The organism is Pseudomonas sp. TE9122, assembly GCF_056278925.1.
In genome coordinates, this window is record NZ_JBWBQI010000001.1 from 3,581,354 (window position 1) to 3,603,294 (window position 21,941).

General features: G+C 60.4%; 27 protein-coding genes. 12 read left to right on the forward strand and 15 right to left on the reverse strand.

Features of this window, described 5'->3' with window-relative positions:
* Nucleotides 1-27 precede the first annotated feature (27 nt).
* Entirely contained in the window at nt 28-819 is a 792-nt protein-coding gene (locus ACZ9BE_RS16040) for a crotonase/enoyl-CoA hydratase family protein (protein WP_056788494.1), read from the forward strand.
* 109 nt (nt 820-928) lie between these two features.
* Here the strand turns inward: ACZ9BE_RS16040 and ACZ9BE_RS16045 are convergent, their stop codons facing one another.
* On the reverse strand, nt 929-1,684 hold the full coding sequence (locus ACZ9BE_RS16045; protein ID WP_024013768.1) for a spermidine synthase: 756 nt from the start codon (nt 1,682-1,684) through the stop codon (nt 929-931).
* Between the two features lie 151 nt (nt 1,685-1,835).
* Between ACZ9BE_RS16045 and ACZ9BE_RS16050 the strand changes: the two genes are divergently transcribed.
* On the forward strand, nt 1,836-3,182 hold the full coding sequence (locus ACZ9BE_RS16050; protein WP_038861070.1) for a class II 3-deoxy-7-phosphoheptulonate synthase: 1,347 nt from the start codon (nt 1,836-1,838) through the stop codon (nt 3,180-3,182).
* 89 nt (nt 3,183-3,271) lie between these two features.
* On the opposite strand, the gene ACZ9BE_RS16055 is transcribed toward ACZ9BE_RS16050, so the two are convergent.
* Entirely contained in the window at nt 3,272-4,498 is a 1,227-nt protein-coding gene (locus ACZ9BE_RS16055; RefSeq protein WP_476249686.1) for a winged helix-turn-helix domain-containing protein, read from the reverse strand.
* 64 nt (nt 4,499-4,562) lie between these two features.
* Nucleotides 4,563-4,784 (reverse strand): DUF1127 domain-containing protein, encoded by a 222-nt coding sequence (locus ACZ9BE_RS16060; RefSeq protein WP_016770864.1) that lies wholly within the window; start codon nt 4,782-4,784, stop codon nt 4,563-4,565.
* A gap of 97 nt (nt 4,785-4,881) precedes the next feature.
* Here ACZ9BE_RS16060 and ACZ9BE_RS16065 point away from each other — a divergent pair, with 97 nt between their 5' ends.
* Complete coding sequence (locus ACZ9BE_RS16065) at nt 4,882-5,736, forward strand: LysR substrate-binding domain-containing protein (RefSeq protein WP_174823892.1); 855 nt, start codon at nt 4,882-4,884, stop codon at nt 5,734-5,736.
* On the opposite strand, the gene ACZ9BE_RS16070 is transcribed toward ACZ9BE_RS16065, so the two are convergent.
* Nucleotides 5,726-6,472 (reverse strand): sulfite exporter TauE/SafE family protein, encoded by a 747-nt coding sequence (locus tag ACZ9BE_RS16070; RefSeq protein WP_166554492.1) that lies wholly within the window; start codon nt 6,470-6,472, stop codon nt 5,726-5,728. The two genes, ACZ9BE_RS16065 and ACZ9BE_RS16070, sit on opposite strands and share 11 nt — an antisense overlap.
* A gap of 111 nt (nt 6,473-6,583) precedes the next feature.
* Between ACZ9BE_RS16070 and ACZ9BE_RS16075 the strand changes: the two genes are divergently transcribed.
* From ACZ9BE_RS16075 to ACZ9BE_RS16090, 4 genes are all read left to right on the forward strand, one after another.
* Nucleotides 6,584-7,540, forward strand: a complete 957-nt coding sequence (locus tag ACZ9BE_RS16075) for a LysR family transcriptional regulator (protein ID WP_476249687.1) — start codon at nt 6,584-6,586, stop codon at nt 7,538-7,540.
* Between the two features lie 75 nt (nt 7,541-7,615).
* A complete protein-coding gene (locus ACZ9BE_RS16080; protein ID WP_042607887.1) occupies nt 7,616-8,071 on the forward strand; it encodes a MarR family winged helix-turn-helix transcriptional regulator in 456 nt (151 codons plus the stop codon).
* Between the two features lie 328 nt (nt 8,072-8,399).
* A complete protein-coding gene (locus tag ACZ9BE_RS16085) occupies nt 8,400-8,819 on the forward strand; it encodes an organic hydroperoxide resistance protein (RefSeq protein WP_007940002.1) in 420 nt (139 codons plus the stop codon).
* Between the two features lie 36 nt (nt 8,820-8,855).
* Entirely contained in the window at nt 8,856-9,866 is a 1,011-nt protein-coding gene (locus ACZ9BE_RS16090; protein ID WP_024013773.1) for an alpha/beta hydrolase, read from the forward strand.
* Between the two features lie 184 nt (nt 9,867-10,050).
* On the opposite strand, the gene ACZ9BE_RS16095 is transcribed toward ACZ9BE_RS16090, so the two are convergent.
* Together ACZ9BE_RS16095 and earP are read right to left on the reverse strand one after the other, a co-directional pair.
* Nucleotides 10,051-10,620: an elongation factor P gene (locus tag ACZ9BE_RS16095; RefSeq protein ID WP_003226785.1), complete on the reverse strand. Its 570-nt coding sequence runs from the start codon at nt 10,618-10,620 to the stop codon at nt 10,051-10,053.
* 48 nt (nt 10,621-10,668) lie between these two features.
* Nucleotides 10,669-11,811, reverse strand: a complete 1,143-nt coding sequence (gene earP, locus ACZ9BE_RS16100) for an elongation factor P maturation arginine rhamnosyltransferase EarP (RefSeq protein ID WP_353187512.1) — start codon at nt 11,809-11,811, stop codon at nt 10,669-10,671.
* A 125-nt stretch (nt 11,812-11,936) separates the two neighbouring features.
* Between earP and ACZ9BE_RS16105 the strand changes: the two genes are divergently transcribed.
* Nucleotides 11,937-12,353 carry a hypothetical protein gene (locus ACZ9BE_RS16105; protein ID WP_353187513.1) on the forward strand — a complete coding sequence of 139 codons (417 nt, stop codon included), beginning with the start codon at nt 11,937-11,939 and terminating at the stop codon, nt 12,351-12,353.
* A 2-nt stretch (nt 12,354-12,355) separates the two neighbouring features.
* On the forward strand, nt 12,356-12,838 hold the full coding sequence (locus tag ACZ9BE_RS16110) for a GreA/GreB family elongation factor (protein WP_024013776.1): 483 nt from the start codon (nt 12,356-12,358) through the stop codon (nt 12,836-12,838).
* Nucleotides 12,839-12,847: 9 nt separating this feature from the next.
* Here ACZ9BE_RS16110 and cysB read toward each other — a convergent pair whose 3' ends face one another.
* From cysB to ACZ9BE_RS16135, 5 genes are all read right to left on the reverse strand, one after another.
* The gene (gene cysB, locus ACZ9BE_RS16115) at nt 12,848-13,822 is read right to left on the reverse strand and encodes an HTH-type transcriptional regulator CysB (protein ID WP_016770873.1); all 975 of its coding nucleotides are present in this window, start codon (nt 13,820-13,822) and stop codon (nt 12,848-12,850) included.
* Between the two features lie 113 nt (nt 13,823-13,935).
* Complete coding sequence (locus tag ACZ9BE_RS16120) at nt 13,936-14,439, reverse strand: universal stress protein (RefSeq protein ID WP_016770874.1); 504 nt, start codon at nt 14,437-14,439, stop codon at nt 13,936-13,938.
* A gap of 97 nt (nt 14,440-14,536) precedes the next feature.
* Nucleotides 14,537-15,442, reverse strand: a complete 906-nt coding sequence (locus ACZ9BE_RS16125) for a 5'-nucleotidase (protein WP_024013777.1) — start codon at nt 15,440-15,442, stop codon at nt 14,537-14,539.
* 22 nt (nt 15,443-15,464) lie between these two features.
* Nucleotides 15,465-16,421, reverse strand: a complete 957-nt coding sequence (locus ACZ9BE_RS16130; protein WP_150742517.1) for a putative 2-dehydropantoate 2-reductase — start codon at nt 16,419-16,421, stop codon at nt 15,465-15,467.
* Nucleotides 16,418-16,804 (reverse strand): thioredoxin family protein, encoded by a 387-nt coding sequence (locus ACZ9BE_RS16135; protein ID WP_041478405.1) that lies wholly within the window; start codon nt 16,802-16,804, stop codon nt 16,418-16,420. The genes ACZ9BE_RS16130 and ACZ9BE_RS16135 overlap by 4 nt, the downstream gene beginning before the upstream one ends.
* Here ACZ9BE_RS16135 and ACZ9BE_RS16140 point away from each other — a divergent pair.
* Both ACZ9BE_RS16140 and ACZ9BE_RS16145 read left to right on the forward strand, forming a co-directional pair.
* Complete coding sequence (locus ACZ9BE_RS16140; RefSeq protein ID WP_476249688.1) at nt 16,803-17,246, forward strand: PilZ domain-containing protein; 444 nt, start codon at nt 16,803-16,805, stop codon at nt 17,244-17,246. The genes ACZ9BE_RS16135 and ACZ9BE_RS16140 overlap by 2 nt on opposite strands.
* A gap of 129 nt (nt 17,247-17,375) precedes the next feature.
* On the forward strand, nt 17,376-18,452 hold the full coding sequence (locus ACZ9BE_RS16145; RefSeq protein ID WP_476249689.1) for a 3-deoxy-7-phosphoheptulonate synthase: 1,077 nt from the start codon (nt 17,376-17,378) through the stop codon (nt 18,450-18,452).
* A gap of 60 nt (nt 18,453-18,512) precedes the next feature.
* Here the strand turns inward: ACZ9BE_RS16145 and ACZ9BE_RS16150 are convergent, their stop codons facing one another.
* Nucleotides 18,513-18,794 carry a GNAT family N-acetyltransferase gene (locus ACZ9BE_RS16150; RefSeq protein ID WP_016770879.1) on the reverse strand — a complete coding sequence of 94 codons (282 nt, stop codon included), beginning with the start codon at nt 18,792-18,794 and terminating at the stop codon, nt 18,513-18,515.
* Between the two features lie 639 nt (nt 18,795-19,433).
* On the opposite strand from ACZ9BE_RS16150, the gene oprI reads away from it, so the two are divergent.
* Entirely contained in the window at nt 19,434-19,685 is a 252-nt protein-coding gene (gene oprI / locus ACZ9BE_RS16155; protein WP_003183784.1) for an outer membrane lipoprotei OprI, read from the forward strand.
* 126 nt (nt 19,686-19,811) lie between these two features.
* Here the strand turns inward: oprI and ACZ9BE_RS16160 are convergent, their stop codons facing one another.
* The 3 genes from ACZ9BE_RS16160 to ACZ9BE_RS16170 form a co-directional block, all read right to left on the reverse strand.
* On the reverse strand, nt 19,812-20,783 hold the full coding sequence (locus tag ACZ9BE_RS16160; RefSeq protein ID WP_024013783.1) for a L,D-transpeptidase family protein: 972 nt from the start codon (nt 20,781-20,783) through the stop codon (nt 19,812-19,814).
* Nucleotides 20,784-20,977: 194 nt separating this feature from the next.
* On the reverse strand, nt 20,978-21,271 hold the full coding sequence (locus ACZ9BE_RS16165) for a hypothetical protein (protein ID WP_016770881.1): 294 nt from the start codon (nt 21,269-21,271) through the stop codon (nt 20,978-20,980).
* A gap of 57 nt (nt 21,272-21,328) precedes the next feature.
* Nucleotides 21,329-21,934: an arylesterase gene (locus ACZ9BE_RS16170; protein WP_056788467.1), complete on the reverse strand. Its 606-nt coding sequence runs from the start codon at nt 21,932-21,934 to the stop codon at nt 21,329-21,331.
* Nucleotides 21,935-21,941 lie beyond the last annotated feature (7 nt).

The following is a 21,941-nucleotide window of genomic DNA, read 5'->3' on the forward strand; positions in this document are numbered from 1 at the left end:
CCGCCCTTCCCGCTTGAGGATTTAGCCATGAATCAGCCCTGCGCCGGCCGCGTCAGCCGAGAACGTCGTGGTCATGTGCACTTGATCGGCCTCGATCGGGCGGCCAAGCGCAACGCTTTCGATATCGACCTGCTCAACGACCTGAGCCTGGCCTACGGCGAGTTCGAAGCCGACCGCGAAGCGCGGGTCGCCGTGGTGTTCGGCCACGGCGAGCACTTCACCGCCGGGCTTGATCTGGTCAATGCCAGCGCGGCTCTGGCCGAAGGCTGGCAGGTTCCGACAGGCGGGTGCGATCCCTGGGGCGTTTTCGTCGGGCCACGGGTGAGCAAGCCGGTAATCGTCGCCGCGCAGGGTTACTGCCTGACTATCGGCATCGAGCTGATGCTGGCGGCGGACATCAATCTGTGCGCGAGCAATACCCGCTTCGCGCAGATGGAAGTGCAACGTGGGATTTTTCCGTTTGGCGGGGCGACTTTGCGTTTCCAGCAGATCGCCGGCTGGGGCAATGCGATGCGCTGGTTGCTCACCGGCGACGAGTTTGATGCACACGATGCGTTGCATCTGGGCTTGGTCCAGGAAGTGATGGCCAGTGAAGACTTGCTGCCCCGCGCGATCGAGCTGGCCGAACGGATTGCCCGGCAAGCACCGCTGGGCGTGCAGGCGACCTTGATGTCAGCGCGGCAGGCGCGCTATGAGGGTGAGACAGCGGCGGCGCAAGCGTTACCGGCGCTGGTGAAGAAGTTGCTCGCCACTGAAGATGCCCGGGAGGGGGTGAGATCGCTGGTGGAGCGGCGGCCAGGGATTTTCAAAGGGGTGTGAAGAATCTGCTGCCTGTCAGGGCCTTTTCGCGAGCAGGCTCGCTCCCACAGGTCGAACGCATTTCAAATGTGGGAGCGAGCCTGCTCGCGAAGGGGGCGGTACTGCCGGCTCAGGTCGCCGGGCGAATCGCGTTGATCAACGACTGCAACGAGTACCCCAACTGCGGCGCCAGCGCTTCGGCCCGCTGGGTCAGCGCCTGCATGTCCAGCGCCTGATCGAGATCCGCCGGAACGATCAGAATCACGTTGCCCTCCTTCACCGGCAACTCCCAGTAATGCCGGTGATAGAGGCCGCGCAACAATGCCGCGCCCAGTGGTTTGCCATCGTCGGTGGCCCACTGGTTGATCACCAGCCAGCCGCCCGGATTCAGGCGCTTCTGACAATCGCCGAGAAAACTCCAGGCCAGATGCCCGACACCGGGACCGACATCGGTATAGAGGTCGACGAAAATCAGATCCGCCGGCTCGGCAGTCGGCAGCAATTCCAGCGCATCGCCGACGCGGATGTACAAACGCGGATCATCATCCAGGCCAAGATATTCGATGGCCAGGCGCGGCACGTCCGGGCGCAGTTCGATGGCCTCGACGTCTTCGAGCGGCAGAAACTTCAGGCAAGCCTGGGTCAGTGTGCCCGCACCCAAACCGAGAAACAGCGCGCTCTCCGGCTGCTCGTGGCACAGCGCACCGATCAGCATCGCGCGGGTGTAGTCGTACTCCAGCCAGCTCGGGTCGGCAGTGAACACGCAGCTCTGCTCGATCGCATCGCCAAACTCGAGAAAGCGGTAATCGGCCACTTCCAGCACGCGAATCACGCCGAACTCATCCTGTACTTCGGCGAGCAGATGCTCGACGCGCTCCTCAGTCATTTCGTCTCCTGATGGTCACCGGGCGCGGTGACGCGATGGCACCGCTGTGGCGCCGTGGCAAAGCGGCGATTGTCGGCGATGGGGCGGGAGCAGGTCACGCACTAATTGCTGCTAACATGGCGCTTCCCTGCGTACGAACTTCGAGACCGTGATGAGCCAACCGTGGAGCCCTGACAGCTGGCGCGCCCTGCCGATCCAGCAACAACCGCAATACCCCGACGCCGCGCACCTGCGCCAGGTCGAGCAAACCCTGGCCAGCTATCCGCCGCTGGTGTTCGCCGGCGAAGCGCGCGAGCTGCGCCGCCAGTTCGCCGAAGTCACTCAGGGCCGCGCGTTCCTGTTGCAGGGCGGCGATTGCGCGGAAAGCTTCGCCGAATTCTCCGCCGCGAAGATTCGCGACACCTTCAAAGTGTTGCTGCAAATGGCAATCGTCATGACCTTCGCCGCTGGCTGCCCGGTGGTCAAGGTCGGGCGCATGGCCGGTCAGTTCGCCAAGCCGCGTTCAGCCAACGACGAAACCATCGGCGGCGTGACCCTGCCGGCCTATCGTGGCGACATCGTCAACGGCATCGGCTTCGACGAAAAGAGCCGCGTGCCGGATCCAGAGCGTTTGCTGCAGTCCTATCATCAGTCCACAGCGACCCTGAACCTGTTGCGCGCTTTCGCCCAGGGCGGTTTCGCCGACCTGCACCAAGTGCACAAGTGGAACCTGGATTTCATCGCCAACTCGGCGCTGGCCGAGAAGTACAGCCACCTCGCCGACCGCATCGATGAAACCCTCGCGTTCATGCGCGCTTGCGGCATGGACAGCTCGCCGCAACTGCGCGAAACCAGTTTCTTCACTGCCCACGAAGCGTTGCTGCTGAACTACGAAGAGGCCTTCGTGCGCCGCGACAGCCTGACCAACGATTACTACGATTGCTCGGCGCACATGCTGTGGATCGGCGACCGCACCCGCCAGCTCGACGGCGCGCACGTTGAATTCCTGCGCGGGGTGAACAACCCGATCGGCGTCAAGGTCGGCCCGAGCATGAACCCCGACGACCTGATCCGCCTGATCGACGTGCTCAACCCGGACAACGATCCGGGCCGTTTGAACCTGATCGCGCGGATGGGTGCGAACAAGGTCGGCGATCATCTGCCGGCACTGATCCGCGCGGTCCAGCGCGAAGGCAAGCAAGTGCTGTGGAGCTCCGACCCGATGCACGGCAACACCATCAAGGCCAGCAGCGGCTACAAGACCCGTGACTTCGCGCAGATCCTGGGCGAAGTGAAGCAGTTCTTCCAGGTGCACGAAGCGGAAGGCAGCTATGCCGGCGGCATTCATATCGAGATGACCGGACAGAACGTCACCGAGTGCATCGGCGGCGCGCGGCCGATTACCGAGGATGGCTTGTCCGACCGTTATCACACCCACTGCGATCCACGGATGAATGCTGACCAGTCGCTGGAATTGGCGTTTTTGATTGCCGAGACCCTGAAGCAAGTCCGCCGCTAGACCGAGTAGCCCCAATTCGCGAGCAGGCTCGCTCCCACATTTGCAATGCGTTTCCCTGTGGGAGCGAGCCTGCTCGCGAAAGGGCCGGCTCAGGCAACCTCAATCCGCGCCAATGCCACCCGCAACCGCCCCGCACTTTCGCGCTGACAATTCAACTGCACCCGCTCAAGCCCCAACCAACCCGCCATCCGCCGCAAATTCAGCGCCAGCGCCAGCATCCCCTCCTCGTCCAGTCCCGATTCTTCCTCATGCACCGCATGCACCGCCAACTGCCCCGCTGCCCGTTCGGCACGCAGATCAACCCGCGCGGCGATCCGCTCGTTGTGCAAAAACGGCAGCACGTAATAGCCGTAAACCCGCTTGGGCTGCGGTGTGTAAATCTCCAGGCGATAGCGAAAATCGAACAAACGCTCGGTGCGGCTGCGCTCCCAGATCAGCGAGTCGAACGGCGACAGCAGCGCACTGGCGATAACCTTGCGCGGCACTTTGGGCTCCGGCAGGCAATAGGCAATCTGCCGCCAATCGGCGACTTCGCACATCTGCAATTGCCCCGCCTCAACCAGTTCAGCCAGACGCGGCCGCGCATCCGCAGGGCTCAGGCGAAAGTAATCACGCAGGTCTTTTTCCGTACCAACGCCCAACGCTTGCGCCGCATGCAACAGCAAACCGCGTTGCGCCTCGGCCTCATCCGGCGTGGGCTGCTGCAGGATCGCAGCAGGAATCACCCGCTCGGGCAAATCGTACAAGCGCTCGAAACCGCGTCGCCCCGCCACTGTGACTTCACCGGCGGCGAATAACCATTCCAGCGCATGTTTCTCGGCACTCCAGTCCCACCATGGCCCGGCCTTGTCTTCGCGGGTCGACAGACTGCCGGCGCCAAGCGCGCCCCGCTCCTCAACCGCAGTCAGCACGCGGCGGATGGTTTCCTGTTGTTCGCGACCAAACCTCGCCAATTGCTGATAGATGTCTTCGCCACGCTTGGCCCGCTGCATGCGCCAGCGCAGCAACGGAAACATCGACAGCGGCAGCAACGACGCTTCATGGCCCCAGTATTCGAACAGCGTGCGCCGACGGCCCGAACTCCAGGCAGCCTGGTCGAGCAAGTCAGATGGATAGCAACCGAGACGGGAAAACAGCGGCAGGTAGTGCGAGCGCACCACGGCATTGACGGAATCGATTTGCAGCAGGCCCAGCCGTTCGATCAGCCGGTTCAGATGACTGGCATTGACGTTCGGCGGCTGGCGCCCGTTGAACTCTTGGGCAGCCAGCGCCAGACGTCGCGCCTGTTTGAGGGAAAAGGACACTGTCGCGGGCATTTATTCCTCCATGTCTGCTCGCAACCTACCTCACCTGAAAGGGGTTTGTGTAGCGATAGCCTCATCATTTATGCATCGGGTCGTCCCAGAACGGCCGCACGGTTTCATGCTCCACATCGGCGCGGCTGATGCCGATGTCCTTCAGCGCTTCGTCGCTGAGCCCGGCGAGCATTTCCCGTTCACGATGCAGCTCATACCAGCGGCTGAATTTGTGCAGCAGATCGGACACGATATGGCCGTGGCCGGACAGCTGTTCTTGGCTTGCATACTCTCTTTGACCTTTCATCGTCTTGCCTCCTTTTGTGGATGGCTCAAGTCTCGCGCCGGCGCTAAGATCAATCCAACGAATGTTTCTGATGGCATGCATCACGGAGATTCATCAATTGTCCGCCTACCCCAGTATCGATACCGATGTCCTGCGCACCTTTGTCGCGATTGCCGATCAGGGCGGTTTCACCCGTGCTGGCGAGATGGTCAACCGCACCCAGTCGGCGGTGAGCATGCAGATGAAACGCTTGGAAGAAGACGTGTTGCAGCGCCAGCTGTTCGAGCGTGATGGGCGCCAGGTGCGCTTGACGGCCGAAGGCCAGGTGCTGCTCGGTTATGCACGGCGCATCCTCAAACTGCACAGTGAGGTGTTCAACACCCTGCGCGAGCCGCACATGGTCGGCACCGTGCGCATCGGTACGCCGGATGATTATGTGATGCGTTTTCTGCCGGGAATCCTCTCGCGGTTTGCGCAGTTCTATCCGCTGATCCAGATCGAAGTGCATTGCGAATCGACCAAACAACTGTTGCAGCGCACTGATCTGGACTTGTCGATCGTCACCCGTGAGCCGGGCAACGAGATCGGCCAGTTGCTGCGCAAGGAGCGCTTTGTCTGGGCCGAGGCGCAGAACTTCAGCGCCCACGAACAGACGCCGCTGCCCCTGGCGATGTTCAACAGTGATTGTTTCTGCCGCTTGTGGGCGTGCAATGCGCTGGACGCGATGGGCCGCGATTACCGCATCGCCTACAACAGCAGCAGCCTGTCGGCGCTGATGGCTGTGGTCAGCGCAGGGCTGGCGATCACCGCGCAACTGGAGAGTCTGATCACCCCGGACATGCGCATCCTTGGCGCCGCCGAAGACCTGCCGCTGCTGCCCGAGGCAAGCATCATGCTGATCCGCAATCTGAATAACCCGTCGCCGATCACCGAGTGCCTGGCCGAACACATTGTCGAGGGCTTCAAACTTTAAACGCGAGCATCACCGCACACAGCACCAGAAAGCCGCAGAACAGCCCACGCAGGAGTTTTTCCGGCATGGCGTGGGCAACTTTCACGCCCCAACTGATGCTGAGCAGACCACCGACCGCCAGCGGCAGACCGATCATCCAGTCGACTTCATGGTGCACGGCGTAGGTCACCAGGGTTACACCAGTGCTCGGCAGGGCCAGCGCCAGCGACAAGCCCTGAGCAACCACTTGGCTGGTGCCGAACAGGCTGGTCAACACTGGTGTGGCCACCACCGCGCCGCCGACGCCGAACAAGCCGCCCATGGTCCCCGAGGCGGCGCCGAGCACGCCCAGCCACGGCCACGAATAGCGCATCTCGGCAGTCGGCGCTGGTCGTGGGCCGAACATTTTCAATAGATTGTAGGCCGACAGCGCCACCAGAAAGGCAACAAAGCCGATGCGCATGGTCTGCGCGTCGATGCCCACCGCCCAGATCGAGCCGAGCCAGGCAAAGCAGAAACCCATCACCGCCAGCGGCAGCGCATGGCGCAATTCGATGCGATTGCGCTGGTGATAACGCCACAGCGCCAGCATCACGTTCGGTACCACCATCACCAGCGCCGTGCCTTGGGCGATCTGCTGATCAAGCCCAAACCACACGCCAAGCAACGGGATCGCAATCAAGCCACCGCCAATGCCAAAGATCCCGCCCAATGTGCCAAGGGCGGCGCCGAACAGCAGGTACAACAGAAAATCCATCACAACGGTAATCCTCTAACGACAGGCGGCCAATGCTACGCACTCGCGCCTAGCGGGGAAACGCATAGCAACGCACAATGGCTATGCCGATTTTGCACAAGCGTGGTTTCCATGAATCCCAACCAATTGACCGATCAACTCGGCCTGTTTCTCGATGTGCTGGAGAGTGGCAGCTTTTCTGCCGCTTCGCGCCGCCATCCGCTGACACCTTCCGCCGTGGCGCGGCGCATCGACAGCCTGGAAAGTGCCGTCGGCAGTCAGCTGTTCGTGCGCAGCACCCATGCCGTGCTGCCGACTTCGGCCGGCCTGGCCTTTGCCGAGCGGGCGCGCCGGATCATCGCCGAGTTGCAACTGGCGCGTGCCGAAGCGGTGTCGTTGAGCAGTGCACCGGAAGGTCTGATCCGCATCGATGCGCCAGCAGCTTTCGGGCGGCGACATCTGGCGCCGGTAATTGCCGATTTTCTCCTGCTGTACCCTGGACTGGACGTGCAGATGCACCTGATCGACAGCTTCAGCGACATGGCCGGCAGCAGCCTGGGCAAGGTCGATCTGGTGCTGCGTACCGGCCAGTTGGCTGACTCGCGCCTGGTCGCCACGCCATTGGCGAGCATGGTCCGCGTCGCCTGTGCCAGCCCTAACTATCTCAAGCAGCGTGGTGTGCCCGAGCATCCGGCGCAGTTGAGTGAACACGACGGGCTCGACTGGGAAGGCCTTGCGCCGCCGTTTGCCTGGAAATTCGAAGTGGACGGGCAAATGCAATTGCACCGGCCATCGCGCGTACGTCTGAGCGCCAACAATGCCGAAGCTCTGGCGTGTGGCGCGGCGGCGGGTCTGGGCGTCGCACACTTGCCGACCTGGCTAGCCAGCGAATACCTGCTGCGTGGCGAACTGGTGCCACTGTTCTGCGAAAATGGCCTGCCGCCGCCGGAGTCCACCGGCATTTACGCGCTGCGCATGGAACAGCAGGTCCATTCGCGCAGTCGGTTATTGCTGGAATATCTGAAAACCCGCTTCAGTCCGGTGCCACCGTGGGATCTGGCGTTGCAACGGCAATTCGCCCGGCACTGAGGCCGGACATATTTATCTGGCGCCTTAAAGATTCGAGCGCTAGATTAAAAAACGATCAACGATCAAGGCTTTGACATGACTTCCGAACGCGACAACTGCGACGACCTGCTGCTCGACAATCAGGCGTGCTTCGCCCTGCACTCGACCTCGCTGATGATGACCAAGGTCTACAAGCCGCTGTTGCAGGCGCTCGGCCTGACCTATCCGCAATATCTGGCGATGATGGTGCTGTGGGAGAAGGACGGTCTGACTGTCGGAGAAATCAGCGCACGCCTGCTGACCGATCCGGGATCGCTGACGCCATTGCTCAAACGCCTGGAAGCCGAAGGCCTGCTCAGCCGCACCCGCAGTCGCGAAGATGAGCGGGTGGTGATTGTCGAACTGACTGCAGCGGGCCGAGCCTTGCGCGACAAGGCGCAGACCGTGCCACAGTGCATTCTCGGCGCCAGTGGCTTCACCCTTGAACGTCTGCAGAAATTGCAGGCCGAGCTGCAAGCGCTGCGCGGACATCTGCAAGACAGCCTGAATTAAGCCCCGCTACATCCCCCTGTGGGAGCGAGCCTGCTCGCGAAAGCGTCCGATCAGACAGCGAGTCGTTGAATGTTCCACCGCCTTCGCGAGCAGGCTCGCTCCCACAGTGATTTCAGCGCCAACAAAAATATTTGTCCCGCCTGAATTCCCTCGTCAAGCGCTCTAAATCAGGCCTTACCCGCCCCTTCCACGCTATGCCCTTGAGCAAAACGCGATTTTTATTAAAAATTTATCTTGCGCGCTAAACATTAGCGCTATACATTCTCTTCACACCTACTTAGCGCGCAAACAATTAGCGCACAAAACCACAACCCATGAGGCTCACACCATGCAAACTCTCTACACCGCAATCGCAACTTCCACTGGCGGCCGTGACGGTCGTGCGATCTCCAGCGACAACGTACTGGACGTCAAACTGGCCACCCCGAAAGAACTCGGCGGTGCTGGCGGTGCGGCGACCAACCCTGAGCAACTGTTCGCTGCCGGTTACTCGGCCTGCTTCATCGGCGCGCTGAAATTCGTCGCCAGCCAGACCAAGCGCAAGATTCCTGACGACGCGTCGATCACCGCCCATGTCGGCATCGGCCAGATCCCTGGCGGTTTCGGTCTGGACATCGATTTGCACATCAGCCTGCCAGGCCTGGAACAAGCCGATGCGCAGTCGCTGGTCGACGCCGCTCACCAGGTCTGCCCGTACTCCAACGCCACCCGTGGCAACGTCGATGTGCGTCTGCACGTAACCGTGTAATCACTCAAGTCTCCGGCCCGAACAAGGAAATTGAACATGAACACTTTCAGCAAAGTCTTGACCGGTACCCTTCTCGCCCTGTCGGTACACAGCGCTTTCGCCGGTGATGTCGAACACAACACCCAGGCATTTCTCGATGCGCTGAACTCAGGCAGCGGCAAGCCGATCGAGCAGCTGTCGCCCAAGGATGCCCGCGCCGTGCTGGTCGGCGCGCAGTCCGGGGTCAAGTTGACGTTGCCCAAAGCCGATGTCAGCGAGAAGACCATCCAGGTCGATGGTCAACCGCTGAGCCTGACCATCGTCCGGCCGGCCGGGGTCAAGGGTGAGCTGCCGGTGTTCATGTTCTTCCACGGCGGCGGCTGGGTGCTGGGGGACTTCCCGACTCACGAACGTCTGGTGCGCGATCTGGTGGTCGGTTCGGGGGCGGCGGCGGTGTTCGTCAATTACACCCCTTCGCCGGAAGCGCATTACCCGGTGGCGATCAACCAGGCCTACGCTGCGACCAAATGGGTGGCGGAACACGGTAAAGAGATCAATGTCGACGGCAAGCGCCTGGCCGTGGCCGGCAACAGCGTCGGCGGCAACATGGCCGCTGTGGTTGCGCTGATGGCCAAGGACAAGGGCACCCCGGCGATCAAATTCCAGGTACTGCTGTGGCCGGTGACCGATGCCAACTTCGACACCGGTTCGTACAACCAGTACGCCGAAGGGCACTTCCTCACCCGCAACATGATGAAGTGGTTCTGGGACAACTACACCACCGACGCCAAACAGCGTAACGAGATCTACGCTTCACCGCTGCGCGCCACCACCGCGCAACTCAAAGGTCTGCCACCTGCACTGGTGCAGACTGCCAGCGCCGACGTGCTGCGTGATGAAGGTGAAGCTTACGCACGCAAACTCGATGAAGCCGGAGTACCGGTTACGTCGGTGCGCTACAACGGCATGATTCACGATTACGGTTTGCTCAACGTGGTCAGCCAGGTACCGGCGGTGCGGTCGGCGATGTTGCAGGCGTCTGAAGAACTGAAGCAACACTTGAAATAACCACAGTCCCATTGTGGGAGCGAGCCTGCTCGCGAAAGCGTCCCGTCAGACAGCGCTTCATTGAATGACACACCGCATTCGCGAGCAGGCTCGCTCCCACATGGGACAGGTGTGAAACTCAAAGCGCAGGCACAAAAAAACCCGACTCAATGGTCGGGTTTTTTCTTTCCGCAAAAAGCAGTGCTTATTTCGCACGGCCTTTGTAGGAACCGCCTTCGCGGGTATCGATCTCGATCATGTCGCCGATTTCGATGAAGTCGGCAACCGACAGCTCGGTACCGTTCTTCAGTTTGGCAGGCTTCATCACCTTGCCGGAAGTGTCACCGCGAGCGGAGCCTTCGGTGTAGTCAACCTGACGCACGATGGTGGTCGGCAGTTCTACGGAAACCAGACGCTCTTCGAAGAACACGGCTTCGCATACGTCGGTCATGCCTTCTTCAACGAAAGGCAGAACGCTTTCGATGTCTTCGGCGTTCAGCTCGTACATGGTGTAGTCAGTGGTGTCCATGAACGTGTAAGTGTCACCGCTGATGAACGACAGGGTGGCTTCTTTACGATCCAGGATCACGTCGTCCAGTTTGTCGTCCGCACCGTAAACGGTTTCGGTCTTGTAACCGGTCAGCAGGTTCTTCAGCTTGGTCTTCATGATCGCGCTGTTACGGCCCGACTTGGTGAATTCAGCTTTCTGAACCAGCCAAGGATCGTTGTCGATACGGATCACGGTACCGGGTTTGAGTTCTTTACCAGTTTTCATTGCGAATATCCGAATTTGGATGGGATTTACAAAAATCTAGGCCGCGTATCATATCCAATTTACATAAAACTGTACCAGCGCCGTGGCAAGATCCGCCTGCAAGGCCTGTTCCAGACACCATGCCTCGGCATTTTCCTCGAGTTCCGGCCAATGATTTCGCACCGCCAGCCAGTGCTCGCCGATCGGTTGCCCGGCGCTCCACGCTCGCCACAGACCGTTCATCGCCTGCGCCGCAGCGGGGGAAAGGCCGTGAGTGTAGAGCGCGAGGAAAGCGTCGAGCTTGTCCAGATGGATGTCATCGTCCTGCTGATAGATGTGCCAGAGCATCGGCCGCCCCGCCCATTGCGCGCGCACGAATGAGTCTTCACCGCGCACCGCGTTGAAATCGCAACACCAGAGCAGGTGGTCGTATTGATCCTGACGGACGAACGGCAGCACTTGCACGGTCAGGGACTCGCGCACATGAATCGCACCGACCATCAAGGTTTCCACGCCCAGCCAGCGCGCCACATCGCCGAGAATCCGCCCTTCCGGCACCAGCAGGTGAGTCGGCCGCGCATCGGCCGCCAGCACGTCCAGCCAACTGGCCAGCCCGGCATTTTCATAAGCAAACAGCGAGATCAATTGCGCATCGGGCGCGGGATCAATACCCAGACCTTGCAGGAAATGTCGCTGAGCCGGTCGATCCTGCTGAAACTGCCGACGCTGTTCGAGCAGTCCGCATTCGCGCAGCAGGCCACCGGTGCCCGGCTTGAAGCCCGGAAAGAAGAAGAACTTCTGCACCGATTTGTATTTCACCGACGGCAAGCCATGGCAGCCGGTGACCCAGTCTTCGGCGCTGAGATAATCGAGGTTGAGCCACAGCGGCCGCGTTTCCCGCGCAGCCATGCTGTCCATGTAATCAGTGGGCAACTGACAGGCGAAGGCGGCGATGACTACGTCGGCCGCCTCGGCGTGCGGCCATTCGCTCGGCCACTGACGCACCTCGACGCCCTGCTGCCATTGCTGCACAACATCGACATCGATCTCAGGACAGAGGCGCTCGAACGCGCGTAGATCATCCACCCACAGGCGCACCGGCAAGGCATGTTCGGCCACCAGTTGCCGGGCCAGGCGCCAGGTCACGCCGATGTCACCGAAGTTATCGACCACGGTGCAGAAAATGTCCCAGCGGGGTTTCGCTTCAGGCATGCCGTTCTCCCGTTGGCAAAAGACCTCGATTGTCCGCATAAATGCGCTCGCGCAGAAGAGCCGACGGCGATTAATCTTCGTGCGACAATCGCCACTTGCCCGCAACCATCCGCCAGGAGGCCGCCATGCCCTACCGTCCGAATCCGCGTCGTCCCTTGCCTGTTCAGCTTAGCGCGCTGCATCTGACCGGCAGCATCGCGCTGGGCCTGTGGCTGGGGTTCCTGGCGATTGCGCTGACCTGCTGGCTGCTTTCGCGCTTTATCTTTCCCGAGCAGATGGCCCCTGTCGCGCAAGCGGTGCAGCAGCGCGTCAATCCCCCGGCTGTGGCGCCCGTGCAGGTTCAGCCGGACATTCCGCCGCAAAGTCCGCTGTTCCAACGGTACGAAGAAAACCTGCGCAAGAATGAACAGCAGGCCCGACTGGATCAGGCGCGCGCCAATTCGCGCAATGCGTCGAACCCGAAATGCCAGTTCTGGCTGCAGCAGGACCAGACCGCGCCGACGGAAAAGAGCCGCGCCAACGTTTTGCAATTCTGCGATTGATCATGAACAAACACAGCGTCCACCAGTTGATTCTCGACAAGCTGCGCATCGACCTCGACATCGCCGAACGCGCTGCGCAAACCGCTTACGAAACCGCGACCCACGAAGAAAACATCGCCGAAAACAAGTACGACACGCTGGGGCTGGAAGCGTCATATCTGGCGGCGGGTCAGGCGAAACGGGTTGAGGAGATTCGTCAGTCATTAGCGCTGTGCCAGAACCTGACGTTGCGTGCCTACGACGAAAACCGCGGCATCGAAGTCGGCGCCCTGCTCGGCCTGGAGGACGAAAAGGGTCGCGAGCAATGGCTGTTTCTAGCGCCCGATGCGGCGGGGTTGAAAGTCGACGTGGTGGGTCAGCCGATCACCGTCATCACCCCACGCTCGCCGCTGGGCAAAAGTCTGCTGGGCAAGTTCGCGGGCGATGAGGTGGAGATTCTGGTGGCGGGCACCCGGCAACAATTTGCTGTCACCGAGGTGCTCTGAAGCGGGTGCTTAGTGAACGGGCAGTTCGACGCCGTCGAACAGCTCTTCGAGCTCTTGCTTGTTGTGGCACTGAATGGCCTTGGCCATGACTTCGCGGGTCAGGTGCGGGGCGAATTTCTCGATGAAATCGCACATGAAGCCACGCAGGAAAGTGCCACGACGGAAACCGATCTTGGTGATGCTCGACTCGAACAGCTCGCTGGCATCCAGCACCACCAGGTCGTTATCGAGTTTGGTATCGACGGCCATTTTAGCCACGATGCCCACGCCCAGCCCCAGACGCACGTAGGTTTTGATCACGTCGGCGTCAGCAGCGGTGAACACCACTTTCGGCGTCAGGCCACGATGGCTGAAGGCTTCATCGAGCTTGGAACGGCCGGTGAAACCGAACACGTAAGTAACAATCGGATATTCGGCCAGCGCTTCGAGGGTCAGCTTCGGCAGCTTGGTCAGCGGGTGGCCGTGGGGTACGACCACGCAGCGGTTCCAGCGATAGCACGGCATCATCACCAGATCACCGAATAGCTCCAGCGCTTCAGTGGCAATAGCGAAATCGACGGTGCCGTCAGCGGCCATTTCGGCGATCTGCATCGGCGAGCCCTGATGCATGTGCAGGGCCACGTCCGGGTATTGCTTGATGAAATTGCTGATCACCGGCGGCAGCGCATAACGCGCCTGGGTGTGGGTGGTGGCGATCGACAGGGTGCCCTTTTTCTCGTTGGAGAATTCCTGGGCAATCTGCTTGATGCTTTCGACTTTGCGCAGAATCTCGCCGGCGGTGGTGATGATGCGCTCGCCGGCCGGGGTGACGCGGGTCAGGTGCTTGCCGCTGCGGGCGAAGACTTCGACGCCCAGCTCGTCTTCCAGCAGGCGGATCTGCTTACTGATGCCCGGTTGCGAGGTGTACAGGCTTTGAGCGGTAGCGGAAACGTTGAGGTCGTGGTGCGCCACTTCCCAGATGTAGCGCAGTTGTTGAAGCTTCATATCAATCCCTCAAAGCAGGTAGACGCCACGGGCATCAGCGACGGTATATAACTATATTAATGGTTCGAAGAATAAATCTAGAACTTTTTTATCAAAACGCCATTATTCCTGCTTCAACGATCCTCCCGCCGCCGGCGCTCCATCAGCGGCACCAGATAGACCGGCACCTTGGCCAACTGCAGGACCCGCGCCGCCGTGCGCCCCAACGGCGTTTCCGCGCCGACGCCATGGCTGTGACTGCCAACGATCAGCAGATCGACCGAGAGCTTGTGCACCTGGTCGAGAATCACCTGCGACGGATCACCCTGCAGCACGCGCACCGCGCGAATGCGCTGCAGATCCTGTTCGCCGTCGTCCCCCAGTTCTTCACGAAAGCTGTCGAGCACCCGTTGTTCGATATTGGCAATGACTGTTTTCAGACCCTGACTATGGAATTCGTTCAATGCCTGTTCGTCGAGATAGCTTTGCAGCACTGACTCGGCAAACAGGCCCATGGGTTCCACCGCGTGTACTACATACAGATCGGCATTGAAGGTGCGCGCCAAGGCCAGGGCATGCTGCATCACGAACGGTGCGTACAGACCGAGGTCGGTGGCATACAGCATTGAGCGAATCATGGGACCTCCTCGCGAGCCAACGATGGCGGAGATTGATTCAGCTTAGCAGTGCCTTGGCGAGTACGACGTGCGACGCAACGTCCTGAATGAAAAGGCTCTAGATCGGCGGTTCGTTGCTGATGCCATGGGGCACGTGGCCGGTGGCGACCACTTCGCGAGCCAGCTCGCAATGACCGGTCTGGTCATCGAAGAACACGTCAGCGGCGAAGGCTTCGAGGAACGCCGATTTGGTCAGGCCACCGAGAAACAGCGATTCATCGAGGCGGATATCCCATTCCCGCAGTGTGCGAATCACTCGCTCATGGGCCGGCGCCGAACGCGCAGTCACCAGCGCCGTGCGGATCGGGCAATCGTCATCGGGAAACTCGCGCTGCAACAGATTGAGCGCTGCCAGGAAGCCCTTGAACGGCCCACCACGCAATGGCTCGCGTGCCGATTCGCGTTCCTTGGCCTGAAACGCTTCCAGGCCGCCGGACTGATAGACGCGCTCGGACTCGTCGGAAAAGATCACCGCGTCACCGTCGAAGGCAATACGTAATTCATCACTGGCCGCACGGCTCGCGCCACCGGACAGAATCGTGGCGGCGGCGAACCCGGCGTCCAGCGCCGCACGCACGTCTTCGGCGTGGGTCGAGAGAAACAGGTCGCAGCCAAACGCTTTCAGATAAGGGTACGGACTGCGCCCACCGACGAACGCCGCACGAGAAATCGCCAGGCCGTAATGATGAATCGAATTGAACACGCGCAGCCCGGTGTCGGCGCTGTTACGGGAAACCAGAATCACCTCGACCCGCGCGCGACCGAGGCGGCTGTTCAGGCTCAGGAGTTTTTCCACCAGCGGGAACGCATCGCCCGGCGCGAGGATTTCGTCCTCGTGCTCGATCTGATATTGCCGATAGGCTTCGACGCCGCTCGACAGGTAGACCTTGTGGCTTTCGCTCAGGTCGAACAAGGCGCGCGAGGAAATCGCCAGCACCAGTTTGTCATCGATGTTATTGGCCATGCCTTCCCCCAGAACAACCGACTCAGGTATTGCGTCGGTCGATAAAACCCAAATGGCGATACAGCGCCTCGATGCGCGGCAACTCGCAGCCCGCCGCTTTCGCCGCCGCCAGTGGCCGAGCGTAAATCGCCTCCAGCTCCAGCGGGCGTTTGTGTGCAAAGTCGTGGTACATGCTCGGCCAGTAATCGGGCATTTTCTCGGTCATGGTGAACAGGTACTCGGCATAGCCGGGCGGGATCTCGTATCCACAGGCCTTGGCGCCCAGCACCACTTCCGCCATCAGTGCCTGAATCGACACGCGGCTGTCAGCATCAGCCATCAGCGCTTCGGTTCCCGCGCCGAGCAATACCGAAAGGCCGTTATAGGGAATATTCCACACCAGTTTCTGCCAGCGCGCCTGATGCAGGTTGGCCATCGCCTGCGAGTCGATGCCGGCGGCACGGAACAGTCCGGCTCCCTCCTCCACGATCGCCATGCGCGCTACTTCATCAATGGCCGAGCCGCTGTGATAACCGACATTCACCGCGCCAAGGGCCTGATGGGTAATCTGCCCCGGCCCCTCGCGGTGCACGCAGATCAGGCACAGACCACCGAGCAGATGCAGCGAATCCGGCAACAGCGGCCGCAGGCTGTCTTCGACATCCAGACCGTTCTGCAGCAACAGCACCTTGGCGTCAGGCTTGGCGGCCTGAATGATCGCCGGGGCCAGACCGGCGTTGCTGGTCGTCTTGGTGCCGACCAGCAGCCAGTCACAGGGCGGCATGTCTTCGGCAGCGGAATAGGCATTGGCCGGATGCAGCGTCAACGGCCCGTGCACCGCACTGTTGATCTGCAAACCGCGCTCAGCCACCGCCGAGAATTCGCTGCGCAACAAAAAGTGCACGTCGAAACCGGCACGCGCCAGCATCACCCCGTAAAACCCACCGATTGCACCGGTACCGATAATCCCCACCACCGGTTTGCTGACTGTCTCGCTCATGGCAACTCCTCTGCAATTCGACTCAGCGATTGCGCCACCGCCTGGTTGAGTTGATCAACCGTCAGGCGAGTGTGCACTGCGCCAAAGAACTCGCCGTCGCGCACCACAAACAGCGCCGGCAAATGAAACACCTGATAACGCTCGACCAGCCCGCCATTGTCGCCGGCGTCAATCCAGCACAGCCGATCGATAGCCAGCGGCAATCCCGGCAACACCTCGCGGGCATAACGACAACTGGCGCAGCCGACGCTGGTGAAGATCACCAGAGAAACCCCGCGCATCGCCAGCAGCCGCTGGTCGGCGTCGAAGTCGGTCAGCTCGGATTCGACCACTATACTGGGGGAAACAATGTCAGATGGCCGACACAGGGAGTCTGTGCTCATGGGACGTTTCATTCCTCATCCGGACGAAGTGCCGGTTGAATTGACGTTACTCAAGCCTGAATGCATTTCCAGACAACAGCTGCACACTATCAGCCTCGGCGGCATTGCTTGCAATTACCACCGCGCCTGGCGCCACGGCACTGCACTGCAAGTACGCATGCCGACGCTGAATGCCGACTTCTGTTGCCCGGGCTACGTGGCCTGGTGTCTGCGCCGTAAAAAAGGCTATCTGGTGGGCATCGCCTTCACTGACGAACAGACCCTGTTCAGCGCGCGAATGGGTGAGCAGGTGTGTCAGATCGAACGCTATTCGCGCATGCAGGACAGCCACGACGACCTGCAGGAAAGTCAGGCGCTGGCCCTGCAATGGGTCGAGGAGCACGCCGAAGAGTTCTCCCACGACAACTTGCGCAAGGCTTTCGCGCAGCCAGCGCTGGACTAAAGCACAGTTTGCCCATTGTCGAGCCGCCTCTGACGCGCTAAGGTTCGGCTCCCCCGACGCGCTAAATCTGCTGTGCTCCGCCGCGCGGGGATCGCTGGCGGCCGGCACCCGTGACCTGACGAGTAAACGATGGCTGATTTACCGATCAACGACCTAAACGTCGCCTCTAACGAGACCCTGATCACTCCCGATCAGCTCAAGCGTGATATCCCCCTGAGCGACGCCGCCCTGCGCACCGTCACCAAGGGCCGCGAAGTCATTCGCAACATTCTCGATGGCACCGACCACCGTCTGTTCGTCGTGATCGGCCCGTGCTCGATTCACGACATCAAGGCTGCCCACGAATACGCCGATCGCCTCAAGGTGCTGGCCGAGGAAGTCTCCGACACGCTGTATCTGGTCATGCGTGTGTATTTCGAGAAGCCGCGCACCACCGTCGGCTGGAAAGGTCTGATCAACGATCCGTATCTGGACGACTCGTTCAAGATTCAGGACGGTCTGCACATCGGTCGTCAGTTGCTGCTCGACCTGGCCGATAAAGGCCTGCCGACCGCGACCGAAGCCCTCGACCCGATCTCCCCGCAGTATCTGCAGGATCTGATCAGCTGGTCGGCCATCGGCGCGCGTACCACCGAATCGCAGACTCACCGCGAAATGGCTTCCGGCCTGTCTTCGGCCGTCGGCTTCAAGAACGGCACCGACGGCGGCCTGACCGTGGCGATCAACGCCTTGCAGTCGGTGTCCAGCCCGCACCGTTTCCTCGGCATCAACCAGGAAGGTGGCGTGTCGATCGTCACCACCAAGGGCAACGCCTATGGTCACGTGGTGCTGCGCGGCGGTAATGGCAAGCCGAACTATGATTCGGTCAGCGTTGCGCTCTGCGAGCAGGCGCTGAACAAGGCGAAGATCAAGCCGAACATCATGGTCGACTGCAGCCACGCCAACTCCAACAAGGACCCGGCCCTGCAACCGCTGGTGATGGAGAACGTCGCCAACCAGATCCTCGAAGGCAACCAGTCGATCATCGGCCTGATGGTTGAAAGCCACCTGAACTGGGGCTGCCAGGCGATTCCAAAGGATCTCGCCGACCTGCAATACGGCGTGTCGATCACCGATGCCTGCATCGATTGGTCCGCCACCGAAAACACCTTGCGCAGCATGCACGCCAAGCTCAAGGACGTATTGCCGAAGCGTCAGCGCACGTAAGCTGCGTTTTACGCGCATAAAAAAACGCCGGACATTGTCCGGCGTTTTTGTGTGTGCGGTTCAGATCTTCGCAGCGCGGCGCTGATGACGTTCCATATAGCGCTCGACGTAGGAGCATGACGGGATCACCGTGTAGCCCATTTCTTCGGCGTATTGCAGCGCGCGTTCGGTCAGCGCTGCGGCAATGCCACGGCCGCGCAGGGCATTGGGCACGAAGGTGCGGTAGATATCCAGGGTCTGCTTGCCCAGATCCATGTAGGTCAGGTAAGCACGATGACCGTCCACAGTGGTCTCGAATTGATGACCAGCCTGGTCATGGTGGATGGACAACGCCTCGCTCATCACTACTCCTCGCGGGTCTTGAATTGTGACCCCTACCTTACCGATGTTTTTCCGGCGAAGGAACATCTACGCCACCCCGTGCCTGATGGACACTGAGAAGAGCCACACCGATCTCGCGCAATCTGACACCTGCTGAATAGTAGGCACCATTGGCGAAAATGCTCAAGGTACGCTCGTCATCGGATGGTTTGCGTGCATTGGCATCGATGGTCGCAGGTTCGGCCGCAAGACAATCTTTGCGTGCCGTTTGCCTGAACATTGCCGGAATGTTGAGACTTAAGACGTGCGACCTTTTTTAAAGTCACCTGTACATCAACAAAGATACGCGAAGCGCTTCGCAGAACCTGAACAAAAGTGTGGACGAATTCATTTAGAAAGACTTTAGCCGAAGTCGCAAAAACAGCGCGCGAGCGCGGGAACTTTTCCCGTTTGAGTCGCTCACGCCGGGGCTTGCAGCTGGATATTTTTTATACAGCGCAGTTAAAAGTTGCTCGAAAAAGAATCAACGCCTACAATTTTTTTTGCTTCTTGCGCTACGTCAGTTTACTTACTACAAGTAATGGGTAGTATGTACGCCGGCTATTTCCTCAATCGTGAGGAGACAGCCACTTAATTTGAAAGTCCTTGAAGGGGAACACGATGAACAACGTTCTGAAATTCTCTGCTCTGGCTCTGGCCGCAGTTCTGGCTACCGGTTGCAGCAGCGCATCGAAAGAAACCGAAGCACGTCTGACCGCTACTGAAGACGCAGCTGCTCGCTCCCAGGCTCGTGCAGACGAAGCTTACCGTAAAGCTGATGAAGCTCTGGCTGCTGCTCAAAAAGCACAACAGACTGCTGACGAAGCTAACGAGCGTGCTCTGCGCATGCTGGAAAAAGCTAGCCGCAAGTAATAATCCCTCGGGATTGTTATCGAGCCGATCCGGTTTTCCGGGTCGGCTTTTTTGTGCCCGGTGCTTTTCTCCGGGCAATAAAAAACCCGCCGACGCTGCTCGCATCGGCGGGTTTTCAATCAGCGCTTATTGCTGCAGGTCGATCGGTGCACTGCTCACCATTGGCGCCGAGGTATTCGGCACGGCGATCTCTACCGGCAGGCCATCTTCGGCCGCAACCACATCACGCACCACATCCCAGTTCATGCGCAGGTTGCTGGTGATGTCTTCACGCTTGAGCATCGCGTTGATTACCGCCGTGTGCTTGTCGACCACCGACGGGTTGCCCTTGTCGTCGAGCGGCGTGTGCGCTTCCAGATAGACCTTGCCGCCACTGCGACCGAACTTGTACGGGTCGTTGATGATGCGCACCGAGGTGCCGACCGGGACCATGCCGGCCATTTCCAGCACGTTGTTGTTGAACATGCGGAAGCAGCCGTGGCTGGTGCGCATGCCGATACCGAACTTCTTGTTCGAACCGTGGATCAGGTAGCCCGGCGTGCCGAGGGTGAACTTGAACGGGCCTAGCGGGTTATCAGGACCGGCCGGCACCACATTGGGCAGCGGATCACCGTCAGCGGCGTGTTCGGCCTTGATCGAAGCCGGAGGCGTCCACGTCGGGTTCGGTGTCTTGGCGATGATCGAGGTGTGCGCGATCGGCGAGCCCCAGCCTTCACGGCCGATACCCAGCGGGAAGGTGTACACCACGTCACGGCCTTTCGGATAGTAATAGAGGCGGTATTCGGCGAGGTTGATGACGATGCCTTCCCGCGGGCCCGGTGGCAGGATGAAGCGCGTCGGCAGGACGATCTCGGTACCGGCGCCCGGCAGCCAGGCATCGATGCCCGGGTTGGCCGCAACCATTTCCGAATAACCCAGATCGTAGGTGGTACCCAGATCGGCGAAGGTGTCTTCGTACTTGGCTTTGATCACCTGCACCTGGCCGACGATGTCTTCGCCGGGTGGTGGCAGGGGAAGCTCCAATGCAGCAACGGGGCCGGCCACACACAGGGCGGCAAGTGACAGGCAGCGGGTGACGGCAGGAAAGCGCGGCAACATCCGGAAAATCCTTCGCATGATCATCAAGGGTATAAGGACGCGATTGTACACCGCGGCTTGGGGATTCGGGAGACACGCCGATAGACCGTGTCGCGCCCTGAAAGATCGCAGCCTCGTTGCACTCGTCAGCTCCTACATTTGCAACGCATCCCTGTAGGAGCTGACGAGTGCAACGAGGCTGCGATCTTTTGATCTTAAAGTTCGAATCGAAGCTCGGGCCAGATCGGCGACGTACCGCGCTTCTGCGATTCAAGAATCGCCCGGCACAGCGAGCACAGACGCTGATCCTGGAACACCCGCCGATCAACATTCGACCAGCGCGGTTGCGCCGGCAGCAGCGTGCCGCACAGCGTGCGATCGGCCGAGCCACCGAGTTCCAGCTGACGCGTCACCAGATGCACCCGCACTTCCTGGCAGGCGAACAGATCCAGCTGCTCGTCAGGCTCGATCAGTTGGTAGGCAAACAGGGACCAGGCAGGACGCGGCATCGGGGGCTCCAAATTAGGGGGCGCCACATTAGCCGAAAGCCTGCCTCTAGAAAAGCCTCATAACAGCGGTTTTAGCGTCGGCCAGACATTTTCCAGCAACTTGCCCTGAGCCCCCGCCGCCGGGTGCAGACCGTCGGCCTGCATCAGGTCCGGATGACCACCGACACCTTCGAGAAAAAACGGCACCAACGGGATGTTTTTCTCTACGGCGAGCTTGCCGTAAACCTCAGCGAACGAATCGGTGTAGCGCTTGCCATAATTGGGTGGCAACTGCATGCCGAGCAGCAGCACTTTCGCGCCGCTCTGCCGCGAGCTGTCGATCATCGAAGCAAGATTTTGTTGCAATTGCGTTGGCGGCATCCCGCGCAGGCCGTCATTGCCACCCAGCTCGAGGATCACCAACTCCGGCTTATGCTCTGCAAGCAGCGCCGGCAGCCGCGCCTGGCCTCCGGCACTGGTGTCGCCACTGATCGAGGCGTTGACCACTTTATCGTCGAAACCCTCTTGTTTGAGGCGCTGCTCGAGCAGCGAGACCCACCCCAGACGGGTATCCAGGCCGAAACCGGCGCTGATACTATCGCCAACGATCAGGACAGTACCCGCCGCTGCGTTCTGGGCCATGCACATCAAGGCCAGGCCAGCACTCAAAAACCATACACGCATCGGATTC

Excerpts from the sequence above, each read along its gene's own strand:
- ACZ9BE_RS16040 (WP_056788494.1), top strand. The coding sequence starts at position 28 with ATGAATCAGCCCTGCGCCGGCCGCGTCAGCCGAGAACGTCGTGGTCAT.
- ACZ9BE_RS16045 (WP_024013768.1), bottom strand. The coding sequence starts at position 1,684 with ATGACTGAGGAGCGCGTCGAGCATCTGCTCGCCGAAGTACAGGATGAG.
- ACZ9BE_RS16050 (WP_038861070.1), top strand. The coding sequence starts at position 1,836 with ATGAGCCAACCGTGGAGCCCTGACAGCTGGCGCGCCCTGCCGATCCAG.
- ACZ9BE_RS16055 (WP_476249686.1), bottom strand. The coding sequence starts at position 4,498 with ATGCCCGCGACAGTGTCCTTTTCCCTCAAACAGGCGCGACGTCTGGCG.
- ACZ9BE_RS16060 (WP_016770864.1), bottom strand. The coding sequence starts at position 4,784 with ATGAAAGGTCAAAGAGAGTATGCAAGCCAAGAACAGCTGTCCGGCCAC.
- ACZ9BE_RS16070 (WP_166554492.1), bottom strand. The coding sequence starts at position 6,472 with ATGGATTTTCTGTTGTACCTGCTGTTCGGCGCCGCCCTTGGCACATTG.
- ACZ9BE_RS16075 (WP_476249687.1), top strand. The coding sequence starts at position 6,584 with ATGAATCCCAACCAATTGACCGATCAACTCGGCCTGTTTCTCGATGTG.
- ACZ9BE_RS16080 (WP_042607887.1), top strand. The coding sequence starts at position 7,616 with ATGACTTCCGAACGCGACAACTGCGACGACCTGCTGCTCGACAATCAG.
- ACZ9BE_RS16085 (WP_007940002.1), top strand. The coding sequence starts at position 8,400 with ATGCAAACTCTCTACACCGCAATCGCAACTTCCACTGGCGGCCGTGAC.
- ACZ9BE_RS16090 (WP_024013773.1), top strand. The coding sequence starts at position 8,856 with ATGAACACTTTCAGCAAAGTCTTGACCGGTACCCTTCTCGCCCTGTCG.
- ACZ9BE_RS16095 (WP_003226785.1), bottom strand. The coding sequence starts at position 10,620 with ATGAAAACTGGTAAAGAACTCAAACCCGGTACCGTGATCCGTATCGAC.
- earP (WP_353187512.1), bottom strand. The coding sequence starts at position 11,811 with ATGCCTGAAGCGAAACCCCGCTGGGACATTTTCTGCACCGTGGTCGAT.
- ACZ9BE_RS16105 (WP_353187513.1), top strand. The coding sequence starts at position 11,937 with ATGCCCTACCGTCCGAATCCGCGTCGTCCCTTGCCTGTTCAGCTTAGC.
- ACZ9BE_RS16110 (WP_024013776.1), top strand. The coding sequence starts at position 12,356 with ATGAACAAACACAGCGTCCACCAGTTGATTCTCGACAAGCTGCGCATC.
- cysB (WP_016770873.1), bottom strand. The coding sequence starts at position 13,822 with ATGAAGCTTCAACAACTGCGCTACATCTGGGAAGTGGCGCACCACGAC.
- ACZ9BE_RS16120 (WP_016770874.1), bottom strand. The coding sequence starts at position 14,439 with ATGATTCGCTCAATGCTGTATGCCACCGACCTCGGTCTGTACGCACCG.
- ACZ9BE_RS16125 (WP_024013777.1), bottom strand. The coding sequence starts at position 15,442 with ATGGCCAATAACATCGATGACAAACTGGTGCTGGCGATTTCCTCGCGC.
- ACZ9BE_RS16130 (WP_150742517.1), bottom strand. The coding sequence starts at position 16,421 with ATGAGCGAGACAGTCAGCAAACCGGTGGTGGGGATTATCGGTACCGGT.
- ACZ9BE_RS16140 (WP_476249688.1), top strand. The coding sequence starts at position 16,803 with ATGGGACGTTTCATTCCTCATCCGGACGAAGTGCCGGTTGAATTGACG.
- ACZ9BE_RS16135 (WP_041478405.1), bottom strand. The coding sequence starts at position 16,804 with ATGAGCACAGACTCCCTGTGTCGGCCATCTGACATTGTTTCCCCCAGT.
- ACZ9BE_RS16145 (WP_476249689.1), top strand. The coding sequence starts at position 17,376 with ATGGCTGATTTACCGATCAACGACCTAAACGTCGCCTCTAACGAGACC.
- ACZ9BE_RS16150 (WP_016770879.1), bottom strand. The coding sequence starts at position 18,794 with ATGAGCGAGGCGTTGTCCATCCACCATGACCAGGCTGGTCATCAATTC.
- oprI (WP_003183784.1), top strand. The coding sequence starts at position 19,434 with ATGAACAACGTTCTGAAATTCTCTGCTCTGGCTCTGGCCGCAGTTCTG.
- ACZ9BE_RS16160 (WP_024013783.1), bottom strand. The coding sequence starts at position 20,783 with ATGTTGCCGCGCTTTCCTGCCGTCACCCGCTGCCTGTCACTTGCCGCC.
- ACZ9BE_RS16165 (WP_016770881.1), bottom strand. The coding sequence starts at position 21,271 with ATGCCGCGTCCTGCCTGGTCCCTGTTTGCCTACCAACTGATCGAGCCT.
- ACZ9BE_RS16170 (WP_056788467.1), bottom strand. The coding sequence starts at position 21,934 with ATGCGTGTATGGTTTTTGAGTGCTGGCCTGGCCTTGATGTGCATGGCC.